The 25355-nt window shown below is 42.9% G+C and carries 18 protein-coding genes; 5 read left to right on the forward strand and 13 right to left on the reverse strand.

The genetic code is table 11. The annotated features are described in order from the left end of the window. Positions 1-86: 86 nt before the first annotated feature. Together QUB30_RS29970 and QUB30_RS29975 are read right to left on the reverse strand one after the other, a co-directional pair. Positions 87-482 (reverse strand): hypothetical protein, encoded by a 396-nt coding sequence (locus QUB30_RS29970; RefSeq protein WP_333341443.1) that lies wholly within the window; start codon positions 480-482, stop codon positions 87-89. Next, the gene (locus QUB30_RS29975; protein ID WP_333341445.1) at positions 454-1041 is read right to left on the reverse strand and encodes a type II toxin-antitoxin system antitoxin SocA domain-containing protein; all 588 of its coding nucleotides are present in this window, start codon (positions 1039-1041) and stop codon (positions 454-456) included. Before QUB30_RS29975 ends, QUB30_RS29970 begins: the two co-directional genes overlap by 29 nt. Before the next feature lie 619 nt (positions 1042-1660). Between QUB30_RS29975 and QUB30_RS29980 the strand changes: the two genes are divergently transcribed. The 5 genes from QUB30_RS29980 to QUB30_RS30000 all read left to right on the forward strand — a co-directional run bounded on the left by QUB30_RS29980 (position 1661) and on the right by QUB30_RS30000 (position 12658). Beyond that, complete coding sequence (locus QUB30_RS29980; RefSeq protein ID WP_333341447.1) at positions 1661-2338, forward strand: tyrosine-type recombinase/integrase; 678 nt, start codon at positions 1661-1663, stop codon at positions 2336-2338. A 283-nt stretch (positions 2339-2621) separates the two neighbouring features. After that, complete coding sequence (locus QUB30_RS29985) at positions 2622-3527, forward strand: GIY-YIG nuclease family protein (protein WP_333341450.1); 906 nt, start codon at positions 2622-2624, stop codon at positions 3525-3527. Between the two features lie 299 nt (positions 3528-3826). Beyond that, positions 3827-5521 carry a hypothetical protein gene (locus tag QUB30_RS29990; RefSeq protein ID WP_333341453.1) on the forward strand — a complete coding sequence of 565 codons (1695 nt, stop codon included), beginning with the start codon at positions 3827-3829 and terminating at the stop codon, positions 5519-5521. Between the two features lie 23 nt (positions 5522-5544). Continuing rightward, positions 5545-6867, forward strand: coding sequence for a hypothetical protein (locus tag QUB30_RS29995; RefSeq protein WP_333341455.1), 1323 nt, complete (start codon positions 5545-5547; stop codon positions 6865-6867). After that, on the forward strand, positions 6860-12658 hold the full coding sequence (locus QUB30_RS30000; RefSeq protein WP_333341456.1) for a DEAD/DEAH box helicase: 5799 nt from the start codon (positions 6860-6862) through the stop codon (positions 12656-12658). The genes QUB30_RS29995 and QUB30_RS30000 overlap by 8 nt, the downstream gene beginning before the upstream one ends. A gap of 38 nt (positions 12659-12696) precedes the next feature. Here the strand turns inward: QUB30_RS30000 and QUB30_RS30005 are convergent, their stop codons facing one another. The 11 genes from QUB30_RS30005 to QUB30_RS30055 form a co-directional block, all read right to left on the reverse strand. Then, a complete protein-coding gene (locus QUB30_RS30005) occupies positions 12697-13839 on the reverse strand; it encodes a phosphoribosyltransferase-like protein (RefSeq protein WP_333341458.1) in 1143 nt (380 codons plus the stop codon). Positions 13840-13854: 15 nt separating this feature from the next. Further along, positions 13855-15150, reverse strand: coding sequence for a hypothetical protein (locus tag QUB30_RS30010; protein WP_333341460.1), 1296 nt, complete (start codon positions 15148-15150; stop codon positions 13855-13857). 2 nt (positions 15151-15152) lie between these two features. Further along, positions 15153-16001 carry a hypothetical protein gene (locus tag QUB30_RS30015; protein ID WP_333236995.1) on the reverse strand — a complete coding sequence of 283 codons (849 nt, stop codon included), beginning with the start codon at positions 15999-16001 and terminating at the stop codon, positions 15153-15155. Between the two features lie 380 nt (positions 16002-16381). Next, positions 16382-20287, reverse strand: coding sequence for a hypothetical protein (locus QUB30_RS30020; RefSeq protein ID WP_333341462.1), 3906 nt, complete (start codon positions 20285-20287; stop codon positions 16382-16384). Between the two features lie 44 nt (positions 20288-20331). After that, positions 20332-21165, reverse strand: a complete 834-nt coding sequence (locus tag QUB30_RS30025) for a hypothetical protein (protein ID WP_333341465.1) — start codon at positions 21163-21165, stop codon at positions 20332-20334. Next, positions 21162-22514, reverse strand: coding sequence for a GNAT family N-acetyltransferase (locus QUB30_RS30030; RefSeq protein WP_333341467.1), 1353 nt, complete (start codon positions 22512-22514; stop codon positions 21162-21164). Before QUB30_RS30030 ends, QUB30_RS30025 begins: the two co-directional genes overlap by 4 nt. 1264 nt (positions 22515-23778) lie before the next feature. Then, positions 23779-24096 carry a hypothetical protein gene (locus QUB30_RS30035; protein ID WP_333341469.1) on the reverse strand — a complete coding sequence of 106 codons (318 nt, stop codon included), beginning with the start codon at positions 24094-24096 and terminating at the stop codon, positions 23779-23781. After that, positions 24096-24464, reverse strand: coding sequence for a DUF7694 domain-containing protein (locus QUB30_RS30040; RefSeq protein WP_333341471.1), 369 nt, complete (start codon positions 24462-24464; stop codon positions 24096-24098). The genes QUB30_RS30035 and QUB30_RS30040 overlap by 1 nt, the downstream gene beginning before the upstream one ends. A 34-nt stretch (positions 24465-24498) precedes the next feature. Continuing rightward, on the reverse strand, positions 24499-24762 hold the full coding sequence (locus QUB30_RS30045) for a hypothetical protein (RefSeq protein ID WP_333341473.1): 264 nt from the start codon (positions 24760-24762) through the stop codon (positions 24499-24501). Positions 24763-24820: 58 nt separating this feature from the next. Next, positions 24821-25063, reverse strand: a complete 243-nt coding sequence (locus QUB30_RS30050; RefSeq protein ID WP_333341475.1) for a hypothetical protein — start codon at positions 25061-25063, stop codon at positions 24821-24823. Positions 25064-25094: 31 nt separating this feature from the next. Then, on the reverse strand, positions 25095-25355 hold a 261-nt coding region (locus tag QUB30_RS30055; protein WP_333341477.1), incomplete at its 5' end, for a hypothetical protein.

Raw genomic sequence — 25355 nt, forward strand, 5'->3', positions numbered from 1 at the left:
GATGCAGGGGTGCGATGGCGTTCCGCCCCGCAAGCTACGGCATCAGTTACGCTTGCTGTCAGAATGTCCTAACTGTGGGGCTAGGTTTAAGATTCTTCCGTTGTGAGGTATAAAAGCTCTTTGAGGGCGGATGTAATATCTTTATCACGAGGGCGCTTTTCAATGTCTTCGTGGCTATAAATCCAAAATAATAAAATTTTGCAACTAACTGGATTAACCACATACATCAATCTAATTTGTCCTGAAGCTCCCTTTGCAAAAGAAACTGCCAGCTTGTGAAATGTACAGCCTTCCGGTAATCGAGCTTTTTTAGGCAAAGATTCTTGTCGAGAATTGTTAGGATACGGATTTTCAGTTAAATCACCTATAATTTTTGCTATCCAATCCCGAAACTCATCTTTGCCATACTTTTTTGCACATTCCTTAAGAGACCTCTGAAATTTTGGATACTTTTCAATCGAGAAGGGAGTCGATCCAGTCACGCACTTCTCCTTTTTTGATACATTCTGACGGTTCTAAATTAAAGGCATCCTCCAACAATGCACGCATCAGAGGTTCATAAAGTGGATTCTGGCGCTCTATCCAATCCAACTTTTGATATCCTAGTGCTTTCATGTCTTCCTGCTGAATCGGCTCTGTAGAACTTTCCTCTGGCGGCAATCCTTTGCGAGCTTTCCTCCAAGGAAACTCAACATGAGTCATATCACTCAATAGGTAAGCATGGTAGCCACTAAAGGAGTCCCAAACTTTTTCTAAAAGATACTTTGTCTCATCTGGAACCTGTGACAAAACATCTTCTCCGGGGATAGGTAATTGTTTGGCTTCAAACTCGCTGTAAAACCTGTAAGCAGGAGGGCATACCGGTCCATACCGCCATGCCTGAATTTCATTCTCAAACAGCGGTTCATCAAACAAGGCTAAATGCAAGCTCTGCGCGTAATATAGGAGTTTTTGCACTTTCATGTTAGTCATTTCAGGTTCTAAGCCATCTTGGTAAGCTCTTTTAATAAAGTAGCGAGCCACATTGAGGCAATCAATCATGACGCAGCTCCTCTGGCGATATTGAATCTTTCATTGTAACAATTTTGCTACACTTCTATTATAGACTAAAAAATCAACCTTCTCCGGTAAGCCTGTAGTTCAGTCCCTGATAGGGCTTTAGGCGAGTTGCTAGGTGTCACATCACCCTACAACCTTATCAGGGATTAAACTACAGGCAAAAAAACTACTTAACGCATTTTGATTCCCGTTGATTCCCGTTTTTGTGCGGTTTGCACGGTAATCTGCACTAGCAAAATCTAAAATTTGAATCTTAAACCTGGAATTGTTTGACAAAAAAGAGCGGTCAGTATTCTGTTGGCTGTCGGCAAGTGCGATCGCACTTGAAGACAAATCACAGGAACCAGAATCCTCAACTAACCGAAAGTTGGGGATTTTTTTTGCTCAAAACATCCCATCTAGTAACTGGGTAATGTCTTGCTGGTCGCGCCCCCGGTTGTCGTCATAAATCATGAGAGTGTCAAGCTTTCTGTGCCTGCTGAGTTTCTGAACTTTCAGTACATCCCCGTCTGTTGCATCTAGGGCTGCCGTGATAGCTGTCTGTATATTCTACGCCCGCCCGAAGTGAGCTGAACTACCACGTTAAGAAATCCTTCGACCGATGCAGCAATGGAGTATTTGCGGCAAACTTTCTGGTATCGGGTCGAGTTTACCAAGCATGAAGATAGAACGGCACGGCCAAGCCAAGATACTCACGCAACAGGAAATCGAGCTTTTGTTCAACGAAGGTTTGCACACCGCTCGCGATCGCACCTTGTTTGGAGTTTGTCTCTACACCGCCTGTCGGATTGGCGAAGCTTGTTCTGTCATGGTCAAGGATATCTACACGAACTCTGGCACCGTCCGTTCTACAATTAACGAACGCAAAGCCAACACCAAAGGAAAACTCCAAACCAGGACGATTCCAGTCATTGAAGATTTGCGATCGCTTTTGACATCTTGGAAACCCAACGCGGGTCAGACTTATTTATTCCCCGGCCGGCATTCTTCCCACCATTGGAAGCATCTGCACACCAACTCAGCGGATCAGATTTTGAGAGAAGCGTTCGAGCAAACCGGCATCGAGGGAGCATCCACCCACAGTTTTAGGAGAACGGCTCTCACCCAAATGAGCAATGCCGGAATTCCGCTGCGGATTATTCAAGAAATCAGCGGTCACAACAACCTCGAACAATTGCAGCACTACTTAGAGGTGAAGCCGGATCAAGTCAAAGGAGTGATCGCCTTTCTTTCCATGCTTTCCTACACCGGAAAAGACACATCCCGGTGTAGAGCATGAATTGCCCGCTGTGCCGTTACCAAGAGAGCAACTGTCACAACTGTCACAACCCGAAGCAGACTCTTGGCCTGAAGAAATTCCTGATTGGTGACGATCGCAATTTTAGATTTTAGATTTTAGATTTTAGATTTGGGATGCAAGGTTAAAGTCACGCATCAAGAGCATCGAGTGCCGATCGCTTTCTTTCCCAAGGCAGAAGCCCTCACCCCTGGATTTGTTACAATTCTCGATCGTGTGGAGCAGGTGCATCTACGAAAACCTGCTTTTAGGAGAACTTTTGACTATGTGGCTTAAATTTGGTGTTGCTCCCAGTGGCGAACTGACGGGCATTGATGAAGCTGTGCGCGGAAAAACTCAGCTAACTTGCCTCTACTGCGGTGGCGGATTGACAGCGAAAAAGGGCTCGGTGAAAGAGCACCACTTCGCGCACACCGAGGAAACTTGCAAACCAGTCTCGCAGCGGATTAAAACCAAAGCTTTTCCCGCACTGCCGCTCTACGACAACTTCAACGTGCGACTTAAAGGTGAGGAATTGGAGCAATTGAAGGTGCTGTGGAAAGAGTACGGGGCCCAAAAGCGATCGATTCCCAAAGACTTGGTAAACTTTCGGTGGGAACTCAAAGGATTGGTGGAGTCGTCGGGCGATCGCACTTATCACTTTACCGACTTGGGTAAAATCCCCGTCGGCGCGCTTCCCCCGGTGTTGTTCAACAAAGTCCAAGAACCGCTGCTGCTGTCGGAACTGGCTTCATTGGAAGGTTCTGTAGAGATTGCTGAAGCTGCGGGGTTATCTTGTTTGGATGAACGGAGGGCTGATTTGCTGATTTATCGAGCACAGCTTCGTCGGATTTTGGTGAACGCGCTCTATTTTCTGGAAGTCAAAGCGAACGGCAACATCTTCTATAAAATTGGGGTGACAACTCGATCGATCGAGGAACGCATCGTGGAAGTGCAGCGGGATGTCAGAGCGCATTACTCGGATGTGGTTGTCAATTTGCTGGGATTGTGGGAACACCGGGGGAATGTGGAGCTGTACTTCAAACACCGGTACAAAGCTTTTAATCATCGCATTGGGAAACTGACAGAGTATTTTCAATTTCCAAACGTCAAGGCTGTGCTGCAAGATTTGTATGAGATGAAACCCAAGGTGCTGAGTGATGTTGAGTTGAATGCGATCGGCAGCTACTGATATCAGATCTAGTTATAATTACGGAAAAATTTCCCGCATCAGCTACAAGAATCGATTAAAAGGACACATTTGAGTGGCACAAAGACAGGCTGGAGACGTTGCTGATTCACGGTAGGAATCAACTTTTCGCTTGAAGTTACAAAACTCACCCTACTTAGCTTATACCCATTCCGAAATCTTGAATTTATACCTGTATTCAGCAACGCCAGGCTAAATCTCATTAACTACCAATAGTCACACAAACCTGGGATAATTTAAACAAACGGCTCAGATGGTAAGCCAAAGAAGCGAAAACAGCAATGGCAAGCTACAGAGAATGGAACCAAGCATTAGTGTCTTACTTTACCAGTGGCGTACCGCGCGGTACTAAACTTTACGTAAGCGTTGACGACGATGTACTCGAGCGTATTGGTCTAGAATTTGGAAAGGATACGGGCGTCAACAACGGTCGCGATGACTTTTTGATTGCCGTAAGGAAAAAAGTCATCATTGATCAACAAGTTAATTTGAGCAACTTGCGAGGGTGTGATTCTGACGGTTTACCCAAAAGTATTGCCTTTCTCAGTGCCACAGTCCTAGCCGCCTATCAGATGGCTGAGGAAGAAAAAATATCAGAACTAAACTACTTCCGGCGATTGCAGAAAATTTTAGGTCTGTCCGACGCTCGTCGTCCACCGGGCATGGAATCTGGTTCCGCTGCTGAAGAACCGCTATGGAAAGAATGGAATCTTTGGCTAAGGCAACAGGGATTTTTACCTTCAGCAGTTCGGGGTCGCGGTGGTCCAACTACCTATATAAATTATCCAATTTCGCAATCTCTTCTACGCCACGCTGATAAAAACCGACTTCTAGATATATTTAACGAAAAGCAATGGACAGCCCAATGGGATGCCCAAACTTTATTTACTCATGTCCGCCGCGAGACACCGAGGCTTTGCCAACACTTAAAAGAGTTACTGACGGACAACAGGCAGCGGTATGAAGCCGTTGCCGAAGCAATTCACGAAGTTTACGAACAATGGCAAAATGAGGGGAAACCAGTAACACTAAAACAAGGAGTACGCACCTGGAGCCGCTACCTTTTTGCAGGTTTATATCGCACTGAAGATCCATTCTTGGGCCAGATTGATTACTATCTCTACCCGAAACAGCTAAAAGGGCGACCAGTAGAATCGGTACAAGTTCAGTACAGAGATAACGTTCACCAGCTTCGGGACGAACGCGCTGGATGGTATTTCCCTCTAAAAGATCCAATAAATATGAATGAATTGGATCGCGGTGCAAGATACCAAATTAGTTGTTCTACAGACCTGGATTCCCTAATTTTGCCCGAGCGTAACTTTTGGATATTAATTCCCGATCCCGATAACCCAGATTCAGGAGCCTATGCTTCTTGGGGGACGCCATCCCTCGGTACGCCATTTATCCTACTCTACAAAAAAGAACTACTCTCAGATATCCAACGGTTGCAAGATGAGCAGTTATTGAAATGGCAGGGTGGAGCACAACCAGTATTTAAAAATTCAACCTGGTTTGAAATTCACACGTGCATGGTTGTTTCCCAAGCTTGGGATGCAGTCTTTATCAAAAGTCAAGAACTTAAAGATGCTTTGCAACCCAGTGTCCGTTTATCTATCAGCTTTTCAGGTGGTTTGCGCGTACCCCAATTGGGTGCATGGCTAGAGGGACATAGCCCTCAAGTAACTATCTTTGGTTTCCATCCCACAGTTGAGTTACAAGTAACTCGATTATCGGATGATTCCCAAATTTGGGAAAAGTTACAGCAAAGTACAAATATTCCCATTGTAGTTAACTTTCCTAGTGTAGGTGACTATCTCATAAAAGCTACTTGTGGAGGTGAATCTAGCGAGCGCTTTGTCAGAATTGTTGATTGGAGTAGCCTGTCAATAGAAGAACCATCAAGTTGCGAAGTGATGCCGATCGGTTCAAGTCATAATATTTGTGGCAGCGTCCTTCAGTCATTGGCTCAATAAAGTTAAATAAATTCCGAAGTAAAATGACCAAAATTCAACGTTGGTACAGAGGATTTTCATACAAAGGGAACCCAAAACAACTTATCCAGGAAGTTTCCAAACACATACAACACCAAAATATCAGTCAATATGTGCCACTTCTGCGACTGGAAAAAGGAGCCACTTCTAGAAAAAGCTTTTATTTTTTTCTGGCAATTGAAAGTAGTACCCTAGGAGACATACCTCTAGAAATTGTAAACTCTAATTTGCTCAAATTTCCCTGTTTTAAAACTTCGGCAGTTCCCGGCAATAAGAGCTTCACCTATGAACAAATAAAATCTATGGTTGGGGCAGCCCATGAAGTTTACGATTACACGAACCCCATTCCTTATCAGCCTGTAGAGAAAGTTACCTATGATAACCCATTTGAGGGGAGCGCGTCATCGCCTATCAATCAATCGTCACCAGATATTGAGACACTTTCCCAGCGTTACGAACACCTTCTCTACTGGCTATCTACCCTTGGTAGCGGAACGTGGGAATCCTTCAAAAAAGCCTGCGATGCTCTGAGACTTGAGGAACCAAAACGCATTTTACGGAGGCTTAGGTTGCTTGGGCATATTGAGTGTTCTTCAGACGGTACACGATGGTCTATGGCTCCTACAGCCCTCGTTAAGATTAAATCACACTCTTCAGAATTTCTTCTTTGCGGTCAACGCAGCATCAAGTTGCTGAAGGAGTTGGAAAAACATACAGATATAATTTCCAGTCACCAATCAAGAAGAGACGCACCGCCTTGCATTCGTCTAAATTTGAGTGACTTTAATATAATTACAAGCCAGTTTTCTATCTTTTACGCTGGGGAAGTATCGAGCCGACTTGCTGAAATTATACCAAATCTTGACATTTGGAAGCAGAATCTCAGAAGCTTGCAGGGAATTGTGCCGAGTATATACGAGTGGAAGCGCTTTGATGGTAATGATTTTGTTAGCTGTATCTCTCCCAATCAAACAGGTATGTACCAGATGTGGAGGATAGAGGAGAGCGATCGTCCAGGCTATACACTATTTTATGACCAAGAAAGCGCTAGTTGGCGACAGGGCGACTGGTATGGTCTACGATTTTTAGCGTTGCAGCACAGTGGCTTTGAATGTATTGCACGTTACGATCGCGCTAGCTGGCGTTTAGCAATACCTGTCTCCCAGCGTTGGCCTGAAATTTACGAACGTGCGCTAGTGCTAGCATCTGGACAACTCCCAACTTATCAAAAATCCTGGTTGCTCTACGAGAACGTGCCGATGGAAGTAATTTCTCTGCTAACTGATAAACTTAATGTAAAGTGCGAAGAGGTACCTGCCAGTGCATGACTTAGTTGGCGCATATCAAAGACTTGATCGCATTTATCAGCTATATATCAAAAGTGCCTTTCCCCTGCGTTACCGCGCTTTGGCTGATGAACGCGATCGCCTCCTCCAGCAACCAGGTATCTTGAGTCAGCCTCCCTTAGTTGAGCCTGTCCCGATTTATCCATCATCGGGGATGAATTTGTCAGCCGCAGCCAATCAACTGCCCTCCGAATACCACAATTTGGCACAACTTGGGCAAATGATTTTCGATCCGGGAGTCCAGCTTTACCAACACCAATGGGAAAGCCTGCGGGAAGTGTTGGTTAACCAGCGAGATTTAGTCGTGACTACTGGTACGGGTTCCGGTAAAACCGAATGTTTCCTCTTACCGCTTTTGGCACAGTTAGCAAGGGAATCCCAAACTTGGGGGGCTAATCGCCAACCGCCATCAAATCATCGTTGGTGGGATAACAATGTAAATTCTAATGGCGACCGTATCTCTCAATGGGCGCATACACCCCGACCAAAAGCCCTCCGTGCCTTGATTCTCTATCCTCTTAACGCGCTAGTTGAAGACCAGTTGCGACGGCTGAGAAAAGCGCTAGAAGCGCCATCAGTACACCAGTGGTTAAATCAAAACAGAGGGGGAAATAGAATTACCTTTGGACGCTACACCGGACAAACACCAGTTTCAGGCATACAGAAAGACGATAGTATCAGACGACTGAAAAATGAATTAAGGGAACTAGAACAGCAGCGCCGACAGAGAGATACGGATATCCAAAACAATCCGTCTTGGCTTCAGGATATGCCCGATTTGCCTTACTACAAACCGCTACTTGATGGCGGTGAAATGTGGTCTCGGTGGGATATGCAAGATAGTCCGCCGGATATTCTAATTACTAATTACTCGATGCTCAACATTATGATGATGCGGAGTATTGAGAACAATATTTTTGATGCTACTTGTGACTGGCTTGCTGACAATCCCGACAACCAATTTTTCCTAATTATTGATGAACTTCATGCTTATCGCGGTACGCCGGGGACAGAGGTTGCTTATATTCTGCGATTGTTGTATTCGCGTTTGGGATTGACACCAGACTCGCCACAACTACGGATTTTGACGACTACAGCTAGCCTTGAGCCAAATCAACAGGGCAGAGACTTTTTGCGTGAGTTTTTTGGCCGCGATAATTTTGACTTCATCACAGGACAACAAACCCCACCAACACCAGGGGCAAGATTCAATCTTTCGGCCTATCAAAATGCTTTTGCCCAGTTTGCTCAGTCAGTACAAGCTGACCCATTGCAGGAAATGCAACCGCCAAATTCAGCATCTAATCAAGTGCGGAATGCTATGTCTAATTTGGCTATGCAGCTTGGACAACCGGCAGGATCTGGACTAAGTGCGGAACAACATCTTGGAGAAGCACTGGCTACTTTAGGCGCAGCAGATGTACTGAGAGATGCTTGTCGCGAAGTCGATCGTCTGCTTAATCCAAGTAATCCTAACCCTACAGTGAGGGCTACGAAAGTTATAGATGCAGAACACTTAAATGATCCAACAGATTTAGACCGTCAAATTTTCTCTGGTGCTGCGAGTAATGGGTTGGTATCTGATGCGATGCGGGGGCTACTTCTAGGACTGGGAATGTCTCAACGAGTGAGTACGGGGCGATCGCCTCAACCTGTACGCGGTCATCTATTCTTCCGCAACCTGCAAAACTTATGGGCTTGCTGTAATCCTAACTGTACCCATTCACCAGTCGATCGAAATATAAGGCAGAACACTCCGAATCCTCCGACTGTTGGTGCAATTCATGCCACTCATCGCCTTAGCTGCTCCTGTGGTTCTCGTGTTTTGGACTTAATTATTTGTGAAGTGTGTGGAGAGGTTTTTCTTGGAGGCTACAACAAAACTACTCAACGAATAGGAAACACAAATGTAGAAATTCTTACACCCGATCAACCCGATTTAGAGGGAATCCCTGACCGTATTACTCTCAATCAACGCTACGGAAATTATAGAGTTTTTTGGCCTTTGCCTGGAGAGACACCTGTTTGGGATACGCAGCCACAAGACCCAGAATGGACGCTTGATAAAATAAAACGCCGATGGGTTCGTGCCAAGTTAAATCGGACTACAGGCGCACTTACGCAGAATAGCACTCAACCACAAGTAGATGAAGAAATACCAGGGTGGCTCTATCAAGTGACAGGCAATCATCCAGAAGAACGAGCATTGCCAAGTAAATGTCCTCGCTGTGATGCTGACTACGGAAGACGAGACAAATTTCCTACTCCCCTGCGTTTCCACCGCACCGGATTTCAGAAAGCTTGCCAAGTGCTTGCCAGTGGACTTCTGAGAGAAATGCCAGCACCAATAAGCCCCACCAGTCGATCGTCTCGCAAGCTGGTCATATTTTCCGACAGCCGTCAAGATGCCGCCAAGCTAGCTGCAGGGATGGAGCGCGATCATTATCGCGACATGGCGCGGATGTTGCTGATTCAGTCTTTTCAAGATTATTGGAATGACTTTGTAGGCTTCCTCCGCATTACTTCTGCAAATAACCAGACAGCACTTACTAGGTTGCAGGCATTGAACCCAGATCTTTACACTGCTGTTGTTGCGAATCCGCAGCCTGATGATATGGTTCGGCGCAACCGATTTCGCAATACTAATCAGGCTTTGGTAAATGAAGCAAGAGACTGGATTGATGATTTGCCCTCAAGTAATCAGCAGGCTCGTGACGAATGGCTAGGATTACTAGAGCGCTACCCAGGGGGAATTCCTCTTCTGAATTTGCGGGATAAGATTCGAGATGGCCTTCTCAATTATGGCATTTGTCCGGGCAGACCCAGCTTTCGGACTATGACCTATACAGTCGGACAGGGAAGGGGAGTAGAAAGGTTTCCTTGGTTTGATTGCTACAACTGGAATGCTAATCCAATCGCACGAGTTATTCCCGGCACCCAGGAACAGAGAGCTCATGCTGACCTGTTGGAAGCTCTCTTAACTGAAGAGTTGATGTATGCTCTTTTCCCCCACATTGCTCGGACTATTGAAGGACTGGCACAGGGTTGGGTTAGCTATCAATATCAAGGAAACCGAACTCCGTTGATTGAAGCAACTGAAGCAGTGATTCGACAATTAGGAATTCGGAAATTACATCGCTATTTTCCCCATGTCCGTCTCGACAATAATTCTGATTTGCCTAAGTTTGCTCAACGGTACATTAGTAGAACGGGCCTTGAACTAAGCGACGTGCAGCATCAGTTACAACAAGTCATTCCAATCCAACCTTCAAATCAATCTCAAAGTCAACGATTTATACTCGATCCCGATCGCCTCTATCTCGTTTTACCACCCCCGGCAAATTCTGATGGTTCGCGTCCGGGATTCCGTTGTCCGCAATGCAATGCTTTCTTTATTCAACCTGCTGCAGGAGTTTGCCCCGAATGTAACAGCGATCGCCGTTTTGACAATCCGAATACTTCCACAATTCATCTGACACCAGGACAGACAACAAGCGACTTTGATTACTATACCTATCTTTCAGAGCAATCAGGTCAGCCGTTCCGCATGAATGCAGAGGAATTAACGGGTCAAACTGACAAAAAAGAGCGAACTAGGCGCCAGGAGTTATTTCAAGACATCCCTATCAATCAAGAAATTCTGCGGGTTCAGGGTATCGACTTATTGAGCGTCACAACGACAATGGAAGCGGGGGTAGATATTGGTGCATTGCTAGCAGTAATGATGGCAAATATGCCGCCCCGCCGATTTAATTATCAGCAACGAGTTGGTCGTGCTGGCAGACGTTCTGCGGGAGTTTCATTAGCTGTTACCTTCTGTCGAGGCCGAAGTCACGATGACTTTTACTTCCAGCGTCCTGAAAGCATCACAGGCGATCCGCCGCCACCGCCCTACGTTGAGATGAAGAGTCAAGAAATTTTCCAGCGCGTCCTCATCAAAGAAGTGTTAAGGCAAGCTTTCACAGACACAGGAATCACTGCGTCTTTAGGTGGGACTGACAACGTACACGGTGAGTTTGGTGATGTTGCTAATTGGGCTAATTATGAAGTAGCGATCGCCAATTGGTTAAACAATCCAGCCAATGAACCGAAGATTTTGTCAGTTTTGGATATTTTGCGGGTGCAAACAACATTATCGAATGCTAGTAATTCTCAAATGTTGAATTATCTCCGCCAAAACCTGATAAATGCCATTCAAAATGTTGTAAATGACCCTACATACACTCAGAATGCGCTGAGCGAACGTTTGGCAAATGCGGGGTTATTACCGATGTTTGGTTTTCCAACGCGGGTGCGTTTGCTTTACACGCGCTGGCCTTCACCGGGCGCTCAATGGCCACCAGAGACGGGAATAGTCGATCGCAACCTTGATGTGGCTATCAGCCAATTTGCACCAGGATCTGAGACTGTCAAAGATAAGGCGGTTCACACTGCTTGTGGTGTGGTTGAATTGTATCCTCAAGGGAACACAATTGCGACCGCACCAGGCTTAGTCCCAGCACTCACTCAGGGCAACGAATCTCTCGGACTTTGTAGTAACTGTCAAGCGGTAATCTACCCGTACATAACCTTAAATGAACCACTCCCTGGCGGTCAGCGATCGCCAACAACTCAATGTCCAGTTTGTGGTGTAAATGATGCGATGCGTTACATTGATGCCAGGGAACCCAAGGCATTTTTTACAGACTTGCAACCAGAGGACTTTGATGGGCAATTTGAGTGGCAACCGCGATCGACACGACCTTCTTTGAGTATCCCTCCGAATGATGGCACGCCTGCAAATAATGGCACGCCTGCATCTGTCCTTAATGCTTCTGTATCTGCATTCAATGACAATATCATTTCGGTTAATGATAATGGTGGCACTGGAGGGTTTGACTTCTACGAAAGAGTTAGGATTGATAATCGACATAAATCAGGAGCTTATGCTGTATCTAAGCAAAACAGTTCGGTTAGTACATCTGGAGCGGTTTATCGGGTAGCTCTACTATCTCGACGTAAAACAGATATCCTATTAGTAAATATTCAGGAATGGCCTAATGGCATATTTGCCAATCCAACTACAGTTGAAGGTCGTGCTGCTTGGTATTCTTTCGCGTTTTGGCTGCGGGTAGCGGCTGCTTCTCTTCTCGATGTGGATGCACTGGAGTTGCAGGCGGGTTTTCGTTCATTAGAGCAGAATGGAGCGATTATAGGTCAAGCTTTTCTTTGCGATCAATTGGAAAATGGAGCTGGATATTGCCAATTTCTCGCCCAACCGAATGAGTTTCAACGACTGATGGATCGGGCAGATCCAACAATTTCAAACAGCATTGCCTGGAAATGGACGAATCCTCACGAGCACGGAAGTGATTGTGATACTTCCTGCAATTTGTGTTTGCGGGACTATCAAAATCTGGCTTATCACGGGTTATTGGATTGGCGACTGGCTTTAGATATGGCACGATTGGTGTCTAATCCTGCGTCGGCGATGGATCTCAACTCTTCTTGGGGCAATTTCCAGAATCCTTGGCTTAACTTAGTGCAAGTTCCAATTCCAGCCGCACTTCAACGCTTGGGTTATGGTGCACCAGTGCAGTTTGAGACTCTCACTGGCTACGTGCACCAGAATGCTCGACGGCGGACAATCAAAATGATTCGACATCCTTTATGGAATGATGACCATCCAGAGTGGATTGCAGCGGTGGCGAGCGCGCGATCGCAGTATCCTGGTTATCAGGTGGAGGCTGTCAACCCGTTTATGGTTCTCCGGCGACCGGGAGATTGTGCGTGATGTGCGAGCAGATATTTTCAAACGAATCACGATGGAATTTAGCGTTTTCCATAGGGTGTTGCGTTTGGAGTCTGGCTGTGGTCAAAAATTGCTGTCCAGTCACGAGAAGATTTCCAAAAAAATGTCAAGGTATTGTTAGGGCAATTACGGTGATGACAAGTTAGAGAGGCAGAGTCAAGATACCCCAATGATGTGCTTCCAGCTCGCCGACAATATTTATTAACAAATTCTTCATATTCTGTTTCTGATATCTTATAATTAGATAGAGCAGCCAAAATTTTTAAATCCTTATAGTAAAGCATTTGTTCAGCATAAATTGTTTGCCAGTTGTCGGTAGAAAACTGTATTATTTCTTTTTTAAAGGTTTTTGATTGAGCAATATACATGATAATAAAAAATGATTTTTTCCATTTTGGGAACTGATCCAATAAATCGTTGATTAGGGAGACACAGCCGGATAACTGTTTACCAGTTCCATTTATGTAATCCATAAAAACAAAAACAGTATTTTCTGGATCTACATCGACTTCAGGATCATTGTACCCAGGGTTTTCAAAATAGTCTTTTAGTAGTCTAGGTTTACTGGCAGGAGGGCAACCAGTCTCAGAACCAGTGAGAGCATGATTTTCGTAATAGCCCCAAAGTGTATGCTGGCTTTCAACACCCTTTTTTTTAGGTTGAGGAAGCCAAGCATACCGGATAACTTTATTACGCAGCCACCTTTTAAATTTTATTTCACTCTTCGTTGGTGGGTTTTCGAGAGAATGAAATGCTTCAATTAAATGTTCTTGATCGAGCAGAAAATTCAGAAGTTGGTCTCGTAAGTTTTTAACGTCTGTTTTAATAGTGCCTTCTGAAAAAAACTGAATCTCTCTCAGAAGCAAATAGGCTATATTTTTTTCAAGAGAAGTGTCAAATTGATTTAGCCATTCCCTGAGTGTATTAGTAGATATAGTTCCAGGTGCTTGTCTCAGTCGCTCAGCGATGGCATCTATGTGATGAATATCATAGATTTCTCTTTCATCTACTTCTCTTTCTTGAGGAAGAATAGAAGAAATTGGTGTGCGATAAAGCGCAGTTAAATCATACCAATTTTCTTGTAGTGATTCTAAATACTTTCTCAAATCATCTTCGTCATCTGAATTCGAGAAACTACTTAACTGATTTTTTTCCTGAGTCATATTTGGGATAAGTTATTAGTGAGTTTGACTTTCAAATGTATAAATATTATTAAACGTTTTCTTGGTTAAAGAAAAACAAAATGGTCTTCTTCCTGAAATTTCTATTATGTCAGATAATTCTGGTGTTTCTCTAATTTTAAAACTTGCTTTATTGTATAAAATATAGCGGGCTTCTGAATCAGTGCGATTGTAAAGATAATTATCGAAACTATTATTTCTTTTTGAAATCAGTTCATTAACTGATAACCTATATCCACCTTCCGCGAATAGGACTTTTAAAAATCCTTGAACATCTCGATCAAGTCCCAGATTTTTACAAACATATTCAAAGTAGCTAAATGCTTGAGCGCGGTACTGATTAACAAAAAGTCTTCGGGCTGTGTTGATATCTACTGAACCATTAGAATTCTCATCAGCTTTAGAAGCCCAAATTAGATGACACAAAACTTCTATGTTTCTCGGCATTCCTCCAGAAACAATAGATACAAAATCAATAATATCTTGATTAAAAGGATAACTTTTATCCTTAAATCTTAGTGTGATCTTACTATTTTTTTCTTCTATATAATCCTTGATTTCTGTTTCACTTAATGGCTCAACCAATCTAAAATCAAATCTGCCATCTTTCAATTGAGCTGCTTCTGCTTGAATGTTAATCAAGTAATCTCCTGTCACACTAACACATATTCCCCAGCTTCGATTCGTAGAAAAGCACTTTTCAGACAAGTCGTGCAGGAAAGTCATCAATTGGGAGACATTAATTTTTAGGCTTGAAAATAAAATTTCTACTTCATCAAAAATCAGCAAAATATGACTTTTGGTAGTAGCGGCAAACATTCTCATAATTAAATCTATAAATTCAGGTTTATCAGCTTGCTTGATTAAAGTCAAGCATTCCTCCCTACTTAAAGCTCCCTGAGAAATCAAGCTCCTCCGAATATTATCCAAAACCATTCCATAAAAATTAGTAATTTCGCTCTTATTTGGATCGCCAGACATGGAAATTTGATTTGCTACTTCTTGAAATCTGATTGGAATACAGAGGCTGCGTTCAGCAAGAAGCACCTCTCGTCTGACAAGATTCAGTCGAGTTGTTTTACCAGAGCCATAATCTCCCGCAAAGAAAAACCTGATTGGTTCTGTTTTATATTTGATGCTATATCTCACTGTCTTCAGTAAATCAGATACAGTCCCTCTTTCTACAATAGGATGAAACAGCTCATAACCTGCTACTGATGAAGCAGATCCTTTAGCTGCATAGGGATTTTGTGCAGGAGAGAGTAAGCCGCCATTGATATCTGTGTAAGCCATATTCAACCCACCATAGTATAGTCAAGTATCTTCATAAATCCATACTTAATACCTTGAATATCGATTAACTCGATACCAAGGTTCTCAGCAAGTTGTGATTTAGTCATTCTCAGTTCAATTCGATTGGTAATGCGAAGTCTTACTAAAAAGCTTTTAATTTCATCATCCCGGTAATCCGAAACTTCTTTTAATCGATTCACAACATGGCTAACCGGAACTAATCCCATATTTTTTTTTGCATATTCTTGATAGTTACTAATAACAAAATTCATGAGCTGTAGATAATTATTTATTTCAATTTGCTCGCTGTAAACTAGCTCTAAATAACCAACAGGATTTTTTTTATGATTTCCAATAAAGCTATAGCCACAATGCTCTATTAATAGTTGGCGAATCAAGGCAGGAGCCGGGTTATCACCCAGTTGATACTTATCTTTAAGTAGTTGTCGGTCCGAGCTATATGTTTTAACTATTTGTGAATACTGTGAGCAAACCTGAGTTAACTTTTCGTTAAATGACGTGGCTTCTAAAACCCACTTCAAAGCTTGAATAACTTCGATTTTGGATTGAAGCGAAAGTGGAACCGTTCTACCAGGAGTTAAGTCGCGGTAAAAATTATTATTAGCCTTGAATAAGTCAAGAACGTAAAAACCAGCTAAATAGTTTTTAATGGTTGTGGCTGACATGGGGCTTCCTGCTTTGGGGCCACTATGAGCAATAAGTTTGCCTTGAAGCCATGAGACAGCAGACTTGATAGTTAGTCCATCATTGGCTAAAATTCCCTCTGCCAGCAGCTTCATGTCTTCTTCATACTCTTTGGGCAAGTAGAAAATCGGGATTACCTTAGACATACTACGTTCTAAGCCTATAAGCAGAATATTGCTTCTGCAATAATCACCAATACCATCATACTTTACTTTAGTCTTCTCAACTAGACAGGTTAAAACAAAAGTGAAAACAACTTACTTTCTCACAGTTATCACCCAATTTGGCTTCCGAACTGATTTGTTAGAGCATTACGCTCTCGCTTTGAGAGGAGAACCCATAAACCAGAGCCCCTTCTTAAACTTCGCTAACGTAACCTTGTGCGAACAGACGCTCCTCTACCAGTAAGCCCCTGCCGACAATCTTGCTGCAGGTAAGGTGATAGAAGCACCATCCGTCAGAACAGGTCAAGTGATCGGACTCAGGTCTGCCAACAAGTGAGTGAGAGCCTCTCACCCTTTAAAAATTAGTCCCGGCGGCGAAGCATAATCTCTAGATGTCCCTTTTTGTACAAAGTCTTTAAGAGTTCCCATACCTCCTGATTATGTGGCAAATTTTGACGAAGTTGGCTAATGGCGATCGCACTGCTGTCAGAGCTAATGGCATTTAAAAGCTGTCTTTCTTCCTCCAGAAGGCTTTCATCTCTTTTAAAATGAATTTCTTTCAATTTATCCTGAAGAACCTGACCCTTTTCAAAAATAGATTTGAGTTGGGTTATTCGTTCTTCAAGGTTAGTTAAGTTGTCGATCGCAGATGGCAACTGTTCTCTTTGTAATGATAGCTGTGTTTTTAAATCAGTGAGTTGACTCAAAAACTCTGTCATATCGTGGTCGCGTTCTTGGGAAATAAAGGAAAAATCACGCTCCAATTGCTCCCATTCTGAAACCAAACCTTCGCAGAATTTTTGCAAATTTTCCCACAAAACTCCTTTCATAATGTGGTAAGAGCCATCCCGGTCTTCATCATCAAATTTGCATCTATTTTTCAAAGGAGATTCATTAATTGAAATTAGATCGAGTAAGACTTCGTAACGACTAAGCATTTGCTCGAAAGCCTCTCGACGCGAGCGCTGTTCACCATTAATTTCCTCTTCAAGTTCAACCAAAGGTTGTTGCAGTAAATCGTACTGTCTAAAACTCTCAAGCTGATTGTTGCTAAAATGCTTAACAACCCGGTCAACAAAGTCATCATCATAACGCATCAAGCGAACTGGGTCTTTATTCAAATTTTCTCGTAAAATCTGTGCTCGATTTAGAATAATTCGCCACTTCTCTAAACCATCTACCAACTCCTCAAGCCTTAATTTAGTGGTTTCGTAAGTTAGCAAAAACTGCTGACACTGCTTTAGCTGATGATGCAATGCAAGTATATCAATTTCATTTACTTTAAGCGAACTAGCTAGGCTTTGGCAATCTTTATCTAGCTGATTTACTTGCCTTTCCAAAATTATCCGGTAGTCATTGAGACAAGATTCTAGGTCGCTATCACTTTCAATCATTTGACTAATTTTAGAAGCATTCAAGTCTAGGGTAAATTTTTCTAGCCTGAGTTTAATTCCACGCAGTTCTTTTTGCAGGGTTGAGCGCCTCTCAATGCAAAAATTTTCTAGAAGCTCCCGTTCGGCTTGAATATTTCTATGAACTTGGTCGAGAGCTACCTCAGACTCATGGTTAGCATCAAGAATTTTTTCCGCCTCATTTATCTTTTCATTGATTTCATGTAAAATCGTCTCATCAAAACTTTCAAGTAACGAAGTAACCCGAACGCGGAGTTCTTTTAATTGACCATTTAACTCCTCTGGCTCTAATTCCAAACTGGCTTCGCGGATAACATCCGTTGAACGCGCCCACTCTATGCAGCGTCGCCGCTGCAACCATTCAAGAGCTTCTTGGAACTCGTCTTCAAGATAGCCAAGCAGTTTAACTGCTTTCCATAACTTTGAATACTCTAATGCTTTAACATCTTGGTGTCCCCACGCCGTCTCAACTGTCTGTGTTCTGCCTTGTGATTGCAGTTTTTCTTTAATAAACGATTCCAAAGGATGTTCTGTAAATTTAACTTGGGAATTTCCTTCCTTCCGTTTGGCAATTTTCTCCCCACTCATCAAGCCATGTTGTTTGAAAACTGCTAAAACACTGGGTAGGCTAGAACTCCCCATTTCAAACAAATTTTCAAATTCTTCTTTGGAAACTTGATATAACTGACGACCTTTGCGAACAGATAAAGGTATTTTTTCCAACAGGAACTTATATTTACGTAACGTCGGGTTCAGACTATTATAGAAAGACTTATAATCGGTAAATAAGGCTTTACATTTTTGATAGAACACTGATTCGATAAGTTTACTGTCTGAGCCATTTACCCCCTGGAGGCCCCCAATTTCCCAAGTTTGAGGCGAAATCGCCGGAAACAGCAATCGCATGGCATACTGGTGACACTCTTGGCGATGGTGTTCTAATCTAGAGCGATCGGCTTTACTGACTTCAGGATTTTTTGAGAGCCAGTCTTGAATATAATGAGACAGACTCAGCAGCGTACAAACAGAACATTGTTCGGAAGGCATGACTTTGCGGAGTAAGCCGAAGGATGTGGGATATTCGCCTTCAAAACTTCGACCTAACTGAAGATGGAAGTCTACTTGATTAGTTCCGGCGATCGCAGTTAAAACCTGTGGAACGACGGTTGCTTTTCGCTCATAGCTAAAGTAAAAGCGCCAATCTAAGTGAGTTTCTTCTGGGGATTGAAACCTCATTAAACCAGATTCTTTACTCCCGACACTGATAACAAGAGAACGCTTAGGAAAATCCGCATTATATCTTTCTGGAGCCCCATCTAATAAATTAAAAACTCCAAACCTATCCTGCTTCCACTCCCCTTTATAACGCCATGACCAATTGGCTTTCTGACCCGTTCTAGAAACTGGAAAGAGTAAAGAAATAATTTCCGACTTAAAAATCGTTGTAGCCATCTCTTCTTTTTGAGTATCATTCCACTCTCCAAACCATTGCTGACGAAATCGATTTAGAATTTTATCTACAACTGTGGGAATGCTTGTCTGAAGAAGGGCGACTAAAGCAAAAGTGCGCTCAGTCGGCTGTATAATGTGCAGTCCGTAAAAATTGTCATCTTCTGCTAGTTTTTTTAACTCCTTTAAGAGGTGAAATTGTTTAGCTACATTTTCAGAAAGACCTGAAGGGAAACCCGCGAGTAGCTTGATTACCTCTCGTCCTTTGGGGTGTTTTGGAAAGGAGATCAACGGCTCCAAGGTTTTGATAGTATTGCTAATTTTGTGTTGTTCCGTACCATATAACTGTACTTGTCCTTCTAGATAATCCTGAATCAAATCTAAAGGAGTATAGGGATGCTGATTATTTTGGGCAAAATGGACGATGCGTTTAAATACTTCAATGACGGTGCGAGGGCCATTGCTGAAGTTTTGTCGATCGCATAATTGCCCTAAACTTTCAATTGTTGCTGGATGTGCCAAGTTATTTTGCTGCGCCTTGTCTTCCAGAAAATTAGTACACAAATAATTCCACAGTTTTGCTGGGAACTCAGAGCTGTACGCACCAGCTAATCTAAGAGATACTTTCTGTTCCTTCATACGGTGAATAATATCACCAGCTTGTTCTTCAATAGCTGATTCAGTCGGAGTAGTCGGCATACTTAGAATTAATGCAACAGGCGTAGAACCCAAAGCTCGCATTCCTTTAACTAAATCGCTCAAAATCTGGATACGAACGCTAGCACCTTCTTCTGTTCGCAAAAATTCTTGGCTTTCATCTGCAAATATTGCTAAACCTGCAAAACCTGCTTGTCGGAGGAGAAAAACTGTCTCCTGCCAAAAATTCAAAACATTATCAGTATTTGTGGTGTCAGTATTTAATTGTTGAATAATTTTTAAAGCTTTCTCTTCAGATAACTTGTACTTAAGCGCTATGTCTGCTGCTATATTTTGCTGAGACTTCAAGCCATATTTGCGATACAGTACCTCAATCTGAGGAAGAAATTCTGGTTTGAGGCGCGTTTTTATCCAGCCATAAGTGGCAACCATCAAATCTCCCAGCTCTTTAAACTTGAAAGGTGGCACCGCCATTATCTTATGATCCTGACACTGCTGCCATAAATAAATTAGTGTTGCTGTCTTACCATACCCATAGTCGGCACTAAGGTAGCCAGTAACAGGTTTACCCTTACCAATTTCCTCAATCAAATGGTCTTTTAGAGTTTTTACGGGTTCAATTGGGTTATAGCTGCTTGCATATAGATTATAAACTCTGGCTACTTCTTGAGGCTCATTTTCTATCTGGGAGGGATTGACTGTATCAACAATTGCTTGGATTGAGTCTAATTGTTCTAATAATCTTTTCATGGATTGTAAATATAAAGTGTGTCTCGGAGAATGCTAATACTTAGCTAAAGCAATTGAGTCCACTCAGGGGATTGAGTTAGCATTACCCATTGTCCGTATCCCCCTTCATAGCCACAGTCAAAGAAGCCACCTCGATCATAATCATAGGTGCATTTAGCATTATCTATGCTACCATCTAATCCGCTCGGATCTAGCAACAACATTTGACAAATAGCCTCTTGAACTTCTTCTCGCAAGAAAATCTTGACCCCATAGGTTCGTTGTTGCTGTTTGTAGATTGTATCTACTGCCTGAAGTAAAATAGGAGCGGCACTGAAGTAGCGACGGCTGAAGTGTTCGTATTTGCCTTCTGGTTCTATAACACTGGGTGATAACGATCGCAGCCAATTGAGGGCACCAGCCACACTCGTATCACTAAATGCTATTTCACTGGTAGGTAGTTCAAACTTCACAGCAGCCTTTTCAATTACTTCTCCAACTAGGGACTTTTTTTCTGGCGGTGATAAAACAACTTCTTTTCGCAACCATAGTTGTTGTACAACTGTAGCATAAGTCCAAGAAAACCTTTTTTCAGCTTCTTCTTTGTGTAGATTATAAATTACTAAATGTAAAAAATCTCCTAGCAATTCGGGGTTAGACTCTTGAATTTTAGCTGCAACTTGACCAAGAGGTGTCAGTGAGGGGGGATTTTTTTTTGAAATAATTGAAAGATTCCGCAAGAATGGAAATACCACCTTTTGGAGAACGGAAAGCCCTAAATTACAACTAGCTCCAAGCTGTTCAAAATTTGTTTCTTTCTTTCTCAAAAAATCAAGAATTATAGCTACTCTTTCTAGGGTAGTATTTTGCTGAATATGTAAAGTTAATTTATTGCTCATAAAGCGCGTTCTAAAGTATCTAACCAAGCAGTCAAATTGTGCATAATCCGATATTCTCGGCTGGTTCTCAATTTATCAATACTTTGACAAAAGAAACATGAATGTTGCGTAGATTTTTTGAGTTCCTCTAGACCAGTTTTAGTAGTTTCAAAACCGCGTCTAACGGTAATTTGAATTTGAGAAGTACCCGGAAAAAAGATGCTGCCGAAGGCTCCTGCTTTTGACCAGGTTGAGCTATCTAAGCTATGGGGTACAAGGGAGTTGTTGCGGAGGCGATAAAAGCTGTTTGGACCGCCAATGCCAAAGCAGTGAACTTTCATGTTTTTTTCGCGGGCGATACTGCCAACAATCTTAAACAATGCCAAACTAGATTCAGAAATCATATTAACGCTGCCGTTGGGTCCTGACGTTCCCCAAGAGCCAAAGCCGATACGGGTAATACCCATTTTTGCATAGGTTTCAATGCAGCGATTGATTTGGTTGATAGTACGTCCGTGTACGGGGGCGATCGCACGTTCTTGTACATAAACAGGCATTTTACCGAAAAATTTTTCGCAATGGTAAAGCGTTTCGCGAACTTTGTACTCCACTATTTCATCTGAATCAGTTGAGATGGGTACGATATCGGGCAATACATACCCATCTGCCCAAGTATTATTGCGATAAAAATTATCTAAAAATTCCAGCAGTCGATCGTAAGTAAATTTCCCCTGTTGCACCTGATATGCACCGCAATCTAGCCAAACTTCCGAAATGTTTCCCACATCTTTTTGTTGACGAAAGTATTCTGTAGTAGAAGCTGGGCACGTTATCGGTGAGTAAAGAACGTTTTCAAAGGGATTACGCCGATCACCGCTAGAATTCCACAACTGCCGACTGCGTTCAATCTCAGGGCCGCCAGCACTTACGGCAGCCACAAACTTGGGAATTGTCAGGAGAATATTAGAGCATAATATCTTTTCCCAAACAACCAAAGAGCGGCGTTTACCAGGTTCAATTTGAACCCGATCAAATCCCATCTTGTTGTAAAACCCGTTAGCTTCTATGTCCAGGGGGCATTTTAGGCGCAGTTTTGTAATACCGCACTTCCTACTGTGTTTTTCCCATGCACCAATAAGCTGACGACCCATGCCTAGCCTGCGGTGGTCGGGGGAAACGCAAAGATGGTAAAGAGTAGAGATCTTGTCTCGACGGTGATGAAAATGGAGAAAGCCGAAGGGGTGGTAAAGAATTTCACCACTTGCGATCGCTTCTGCCAGGACTGCCCGATTCACAAAGCCTATCTCTTGCCGATGCACATCGGCAAGCACCTTAATCTGAACTAGCTCCTCGCTCGAAGCAAATACCACCTTTGACTCTAAACACCTAGTCTGCACACATACCTCACTTCTTCCAACCAACGAACGTAGACAAGTGTAGCCGATGTCCGCACCTGTTAATTTTACACTTGTTGCTTGCGGTAAAATTTATACTATTAATTGTATTGTACTTTTACGACTTTATTAAACTTTTGCATTACTAAATTTGTGGATTAAAACATTACATCTTGATTAGTTAATTGTTGGAGAGAATAACTTACTTAACTAGGAGCTATGCAAGTCTCCCAATTAATAAGGTAGACCCGATAAAAACCCCCTGATAATGTGAGAATCTATCCATAATCAGAGTCTGACACACCTTACAAGCTGATTCGCGTATGCTACTTGCATAGTCCTATCAGTAGGATGTCATGGCTACATCCTATGACCAGCAAGGGTTGGGCTGGCTATTACTGTCACACCCGGTACTTGGACGACAATTAAGCATTTTAGAAGGATAAAGACTTCAGAATATAGCACAAGTGCTAACAGATCACAACACCAGCAGCACTTAACCGGATTTTTAAGAAAGCCCCAACACAAAACTGGAGGGATAATTTATGGAAGAGAGCGCGAGCTACTAGAATGGCGAACTTATCCTGCAACACTTAGAACTTTTAGGCGCTTACCCGCTGTTTACTAATTGATGTCCCCAATGCGGAATAACTTATTCCAAGTACGAAACCCCCTCAGCACTGGGCTATTCCAAATGTTGCGAGCTAGAGATTCGATGTAAAGCGATAGTTCGGAACGATAATTATCAGCAACGGGAAAACACTCGCTCGACACCCCACTTGGAAGTGCACCCGACTAATCCCCCAGCAAACACCCAGAACCCGCATTGAGGCCACACACTTAACACCACAAACTCATGCGGCCACGATTGCCACAAGCGAAACATGATTGCAGCGATCGTGATTAGTAAGAATATTTTGCCAACAGTTGCTTCACCGATCGTCCAACCCCGGTACATTCCCCGGCAACAGGCGATCGGCATCAATTACAAAAACTGCATTTCTATTGGGCATTTGAAAGCTCCTATTACTAGGGTAAAGTTCAACTGGTCAATGTTATCTAGGCGGTGTCGAGGTCAGCCACACTGTCTAAACCCAAATCGGACGTTTAATGACTGACAGCAGAGCCGAGAACTGTTGAAGCATTCTCGGGTGCTGTGACCTAGATAACGTAGCTTTCAAGAAGCTTAGACGGGTCAACTATGGACTTGATTTCTCAAGCCATCACTAGAATCTAAGATTTAGTGATGGGTCGTTGACGTTGCTGACTCCTTATTATTTAATGCCCAGTTTACTGCTTCGTTGAAAGCTTCGTCAGTCGGCTCAGCTAGCATTCCGATCGAATGAAGCCATTTCAGTTGAATGTCTCGTCCCCCACGACAAATTTGCGTGTTATGCGTGGTATGACAAATGTGTTGCCCGTTTCCCATCAAGTTTTCGTAGTACATTGCCAACTTGTCAGGAGATAGAATTAATGGTTTTTTTCCACTAAATGGACAAGTTGTACATGGCAGTTCTCGAACCTGATAGGTTCTCATATCAGTTGGATCGATCGTCATTAGATTGTTCCTAGTTTACGAAAGTCTGGTACTGGGCGTTCATCAAGACAATGATAAAGATGCAGGCAAAATTCATGAACATTTACCCATTCGGATCGAGGAGGCAGAACCTGAAGTGCTACAGTATCCGCACCCAAGAAAAGCTCTTTGACTTTGACCAAATCTATCCAGGTCGGAATCGACTTCTTTCGAGACAGTGAAAGATGAACCCACCAATGACCATCTCTTTCTATACAACAAGAAATTATTACAAACAAACCGTCGCGACTTTTATAAGCTCCGCCATCAGGTCCGAGCACCTGAACTGACCAATTACATGGCAATTCTTCAGCAGTCGGGGGATTCCATTGAACAGTTTTAGGTTTCATGAGAATGCCGGGAGCGACCCGGCGACAGCGCGTATTAGTATCCTAGTAAATCAAACGGATCGCGAGGCTCTTTAAATGGTTCTGGAGCCGGAGGCGCAACAAAATCGCATTCAGATTCTTGAATCGCCTGATAAACTTCATTCAGTGCCTGAATAGCATCTGCTAAACCTAATTCGTTTTGTGTGACGAAATTCTCGTTCTGTTCGATCGCCTGGTACTCTGGCTGGTTCTGTAAAAGACGCAGTGTTTCTTCAGCACCCGCAATGATTGACTTGATTTGTTCGACTGTGATTGTCATGATTCTTACCCATTAAATTCATTAAACTCAAAATCTCAGAGCGAAGCATTGCATTAACTTAATCATGGTAGAGTTCAACCTCAATAATGGAACAATGAGGATTTTCAGAAGCCTGGTTTTCTTGAGCTAAGCGTAATTCAGCAGCCGATCGAGTATCAAAGAAATGAGCTGCTTCAAATTCTTCAGTCCATTTTCCTATCATTTCGAGTAACCAGTAAACACTGCCATATTCAGTGGCATCGCCAACCCAATAACTCGCCTTGACAATCGCAAACTTTATTTCAGAGTTAGGCTTAGACATAATTTAGACCGGGAGCGACCCGGCAATCACGCTATTCACTACACAATTGATAGGCAAATACCAAACACAGGATGAAATTGCTTTCTAATCCGTAGCCTTCCCAACGACTATTTCTGACTCCAACAATGTGACGGCATCGCTTAAGCCAATCAACACCGCCTCGTTTGGTAATTTCTTCAAACAGTCGCGGATGTTGCTGTAATTTGCAAACAATGATTTCTGTCATAACCTCGATCGATTCCTGCATATCAGGGCTTTTGTGTTTTTGATAGGCAGATTCAGCATCACGGAA

Source organism: Microcoleus sp. BROC3 (genome assembly GCF_036702515.1).
Lineage (GTDB): Bacteria > Cyanobacteriota > Cyanobacteriia > Cyanobacteriales > Microcoleaceae > Microcoleus.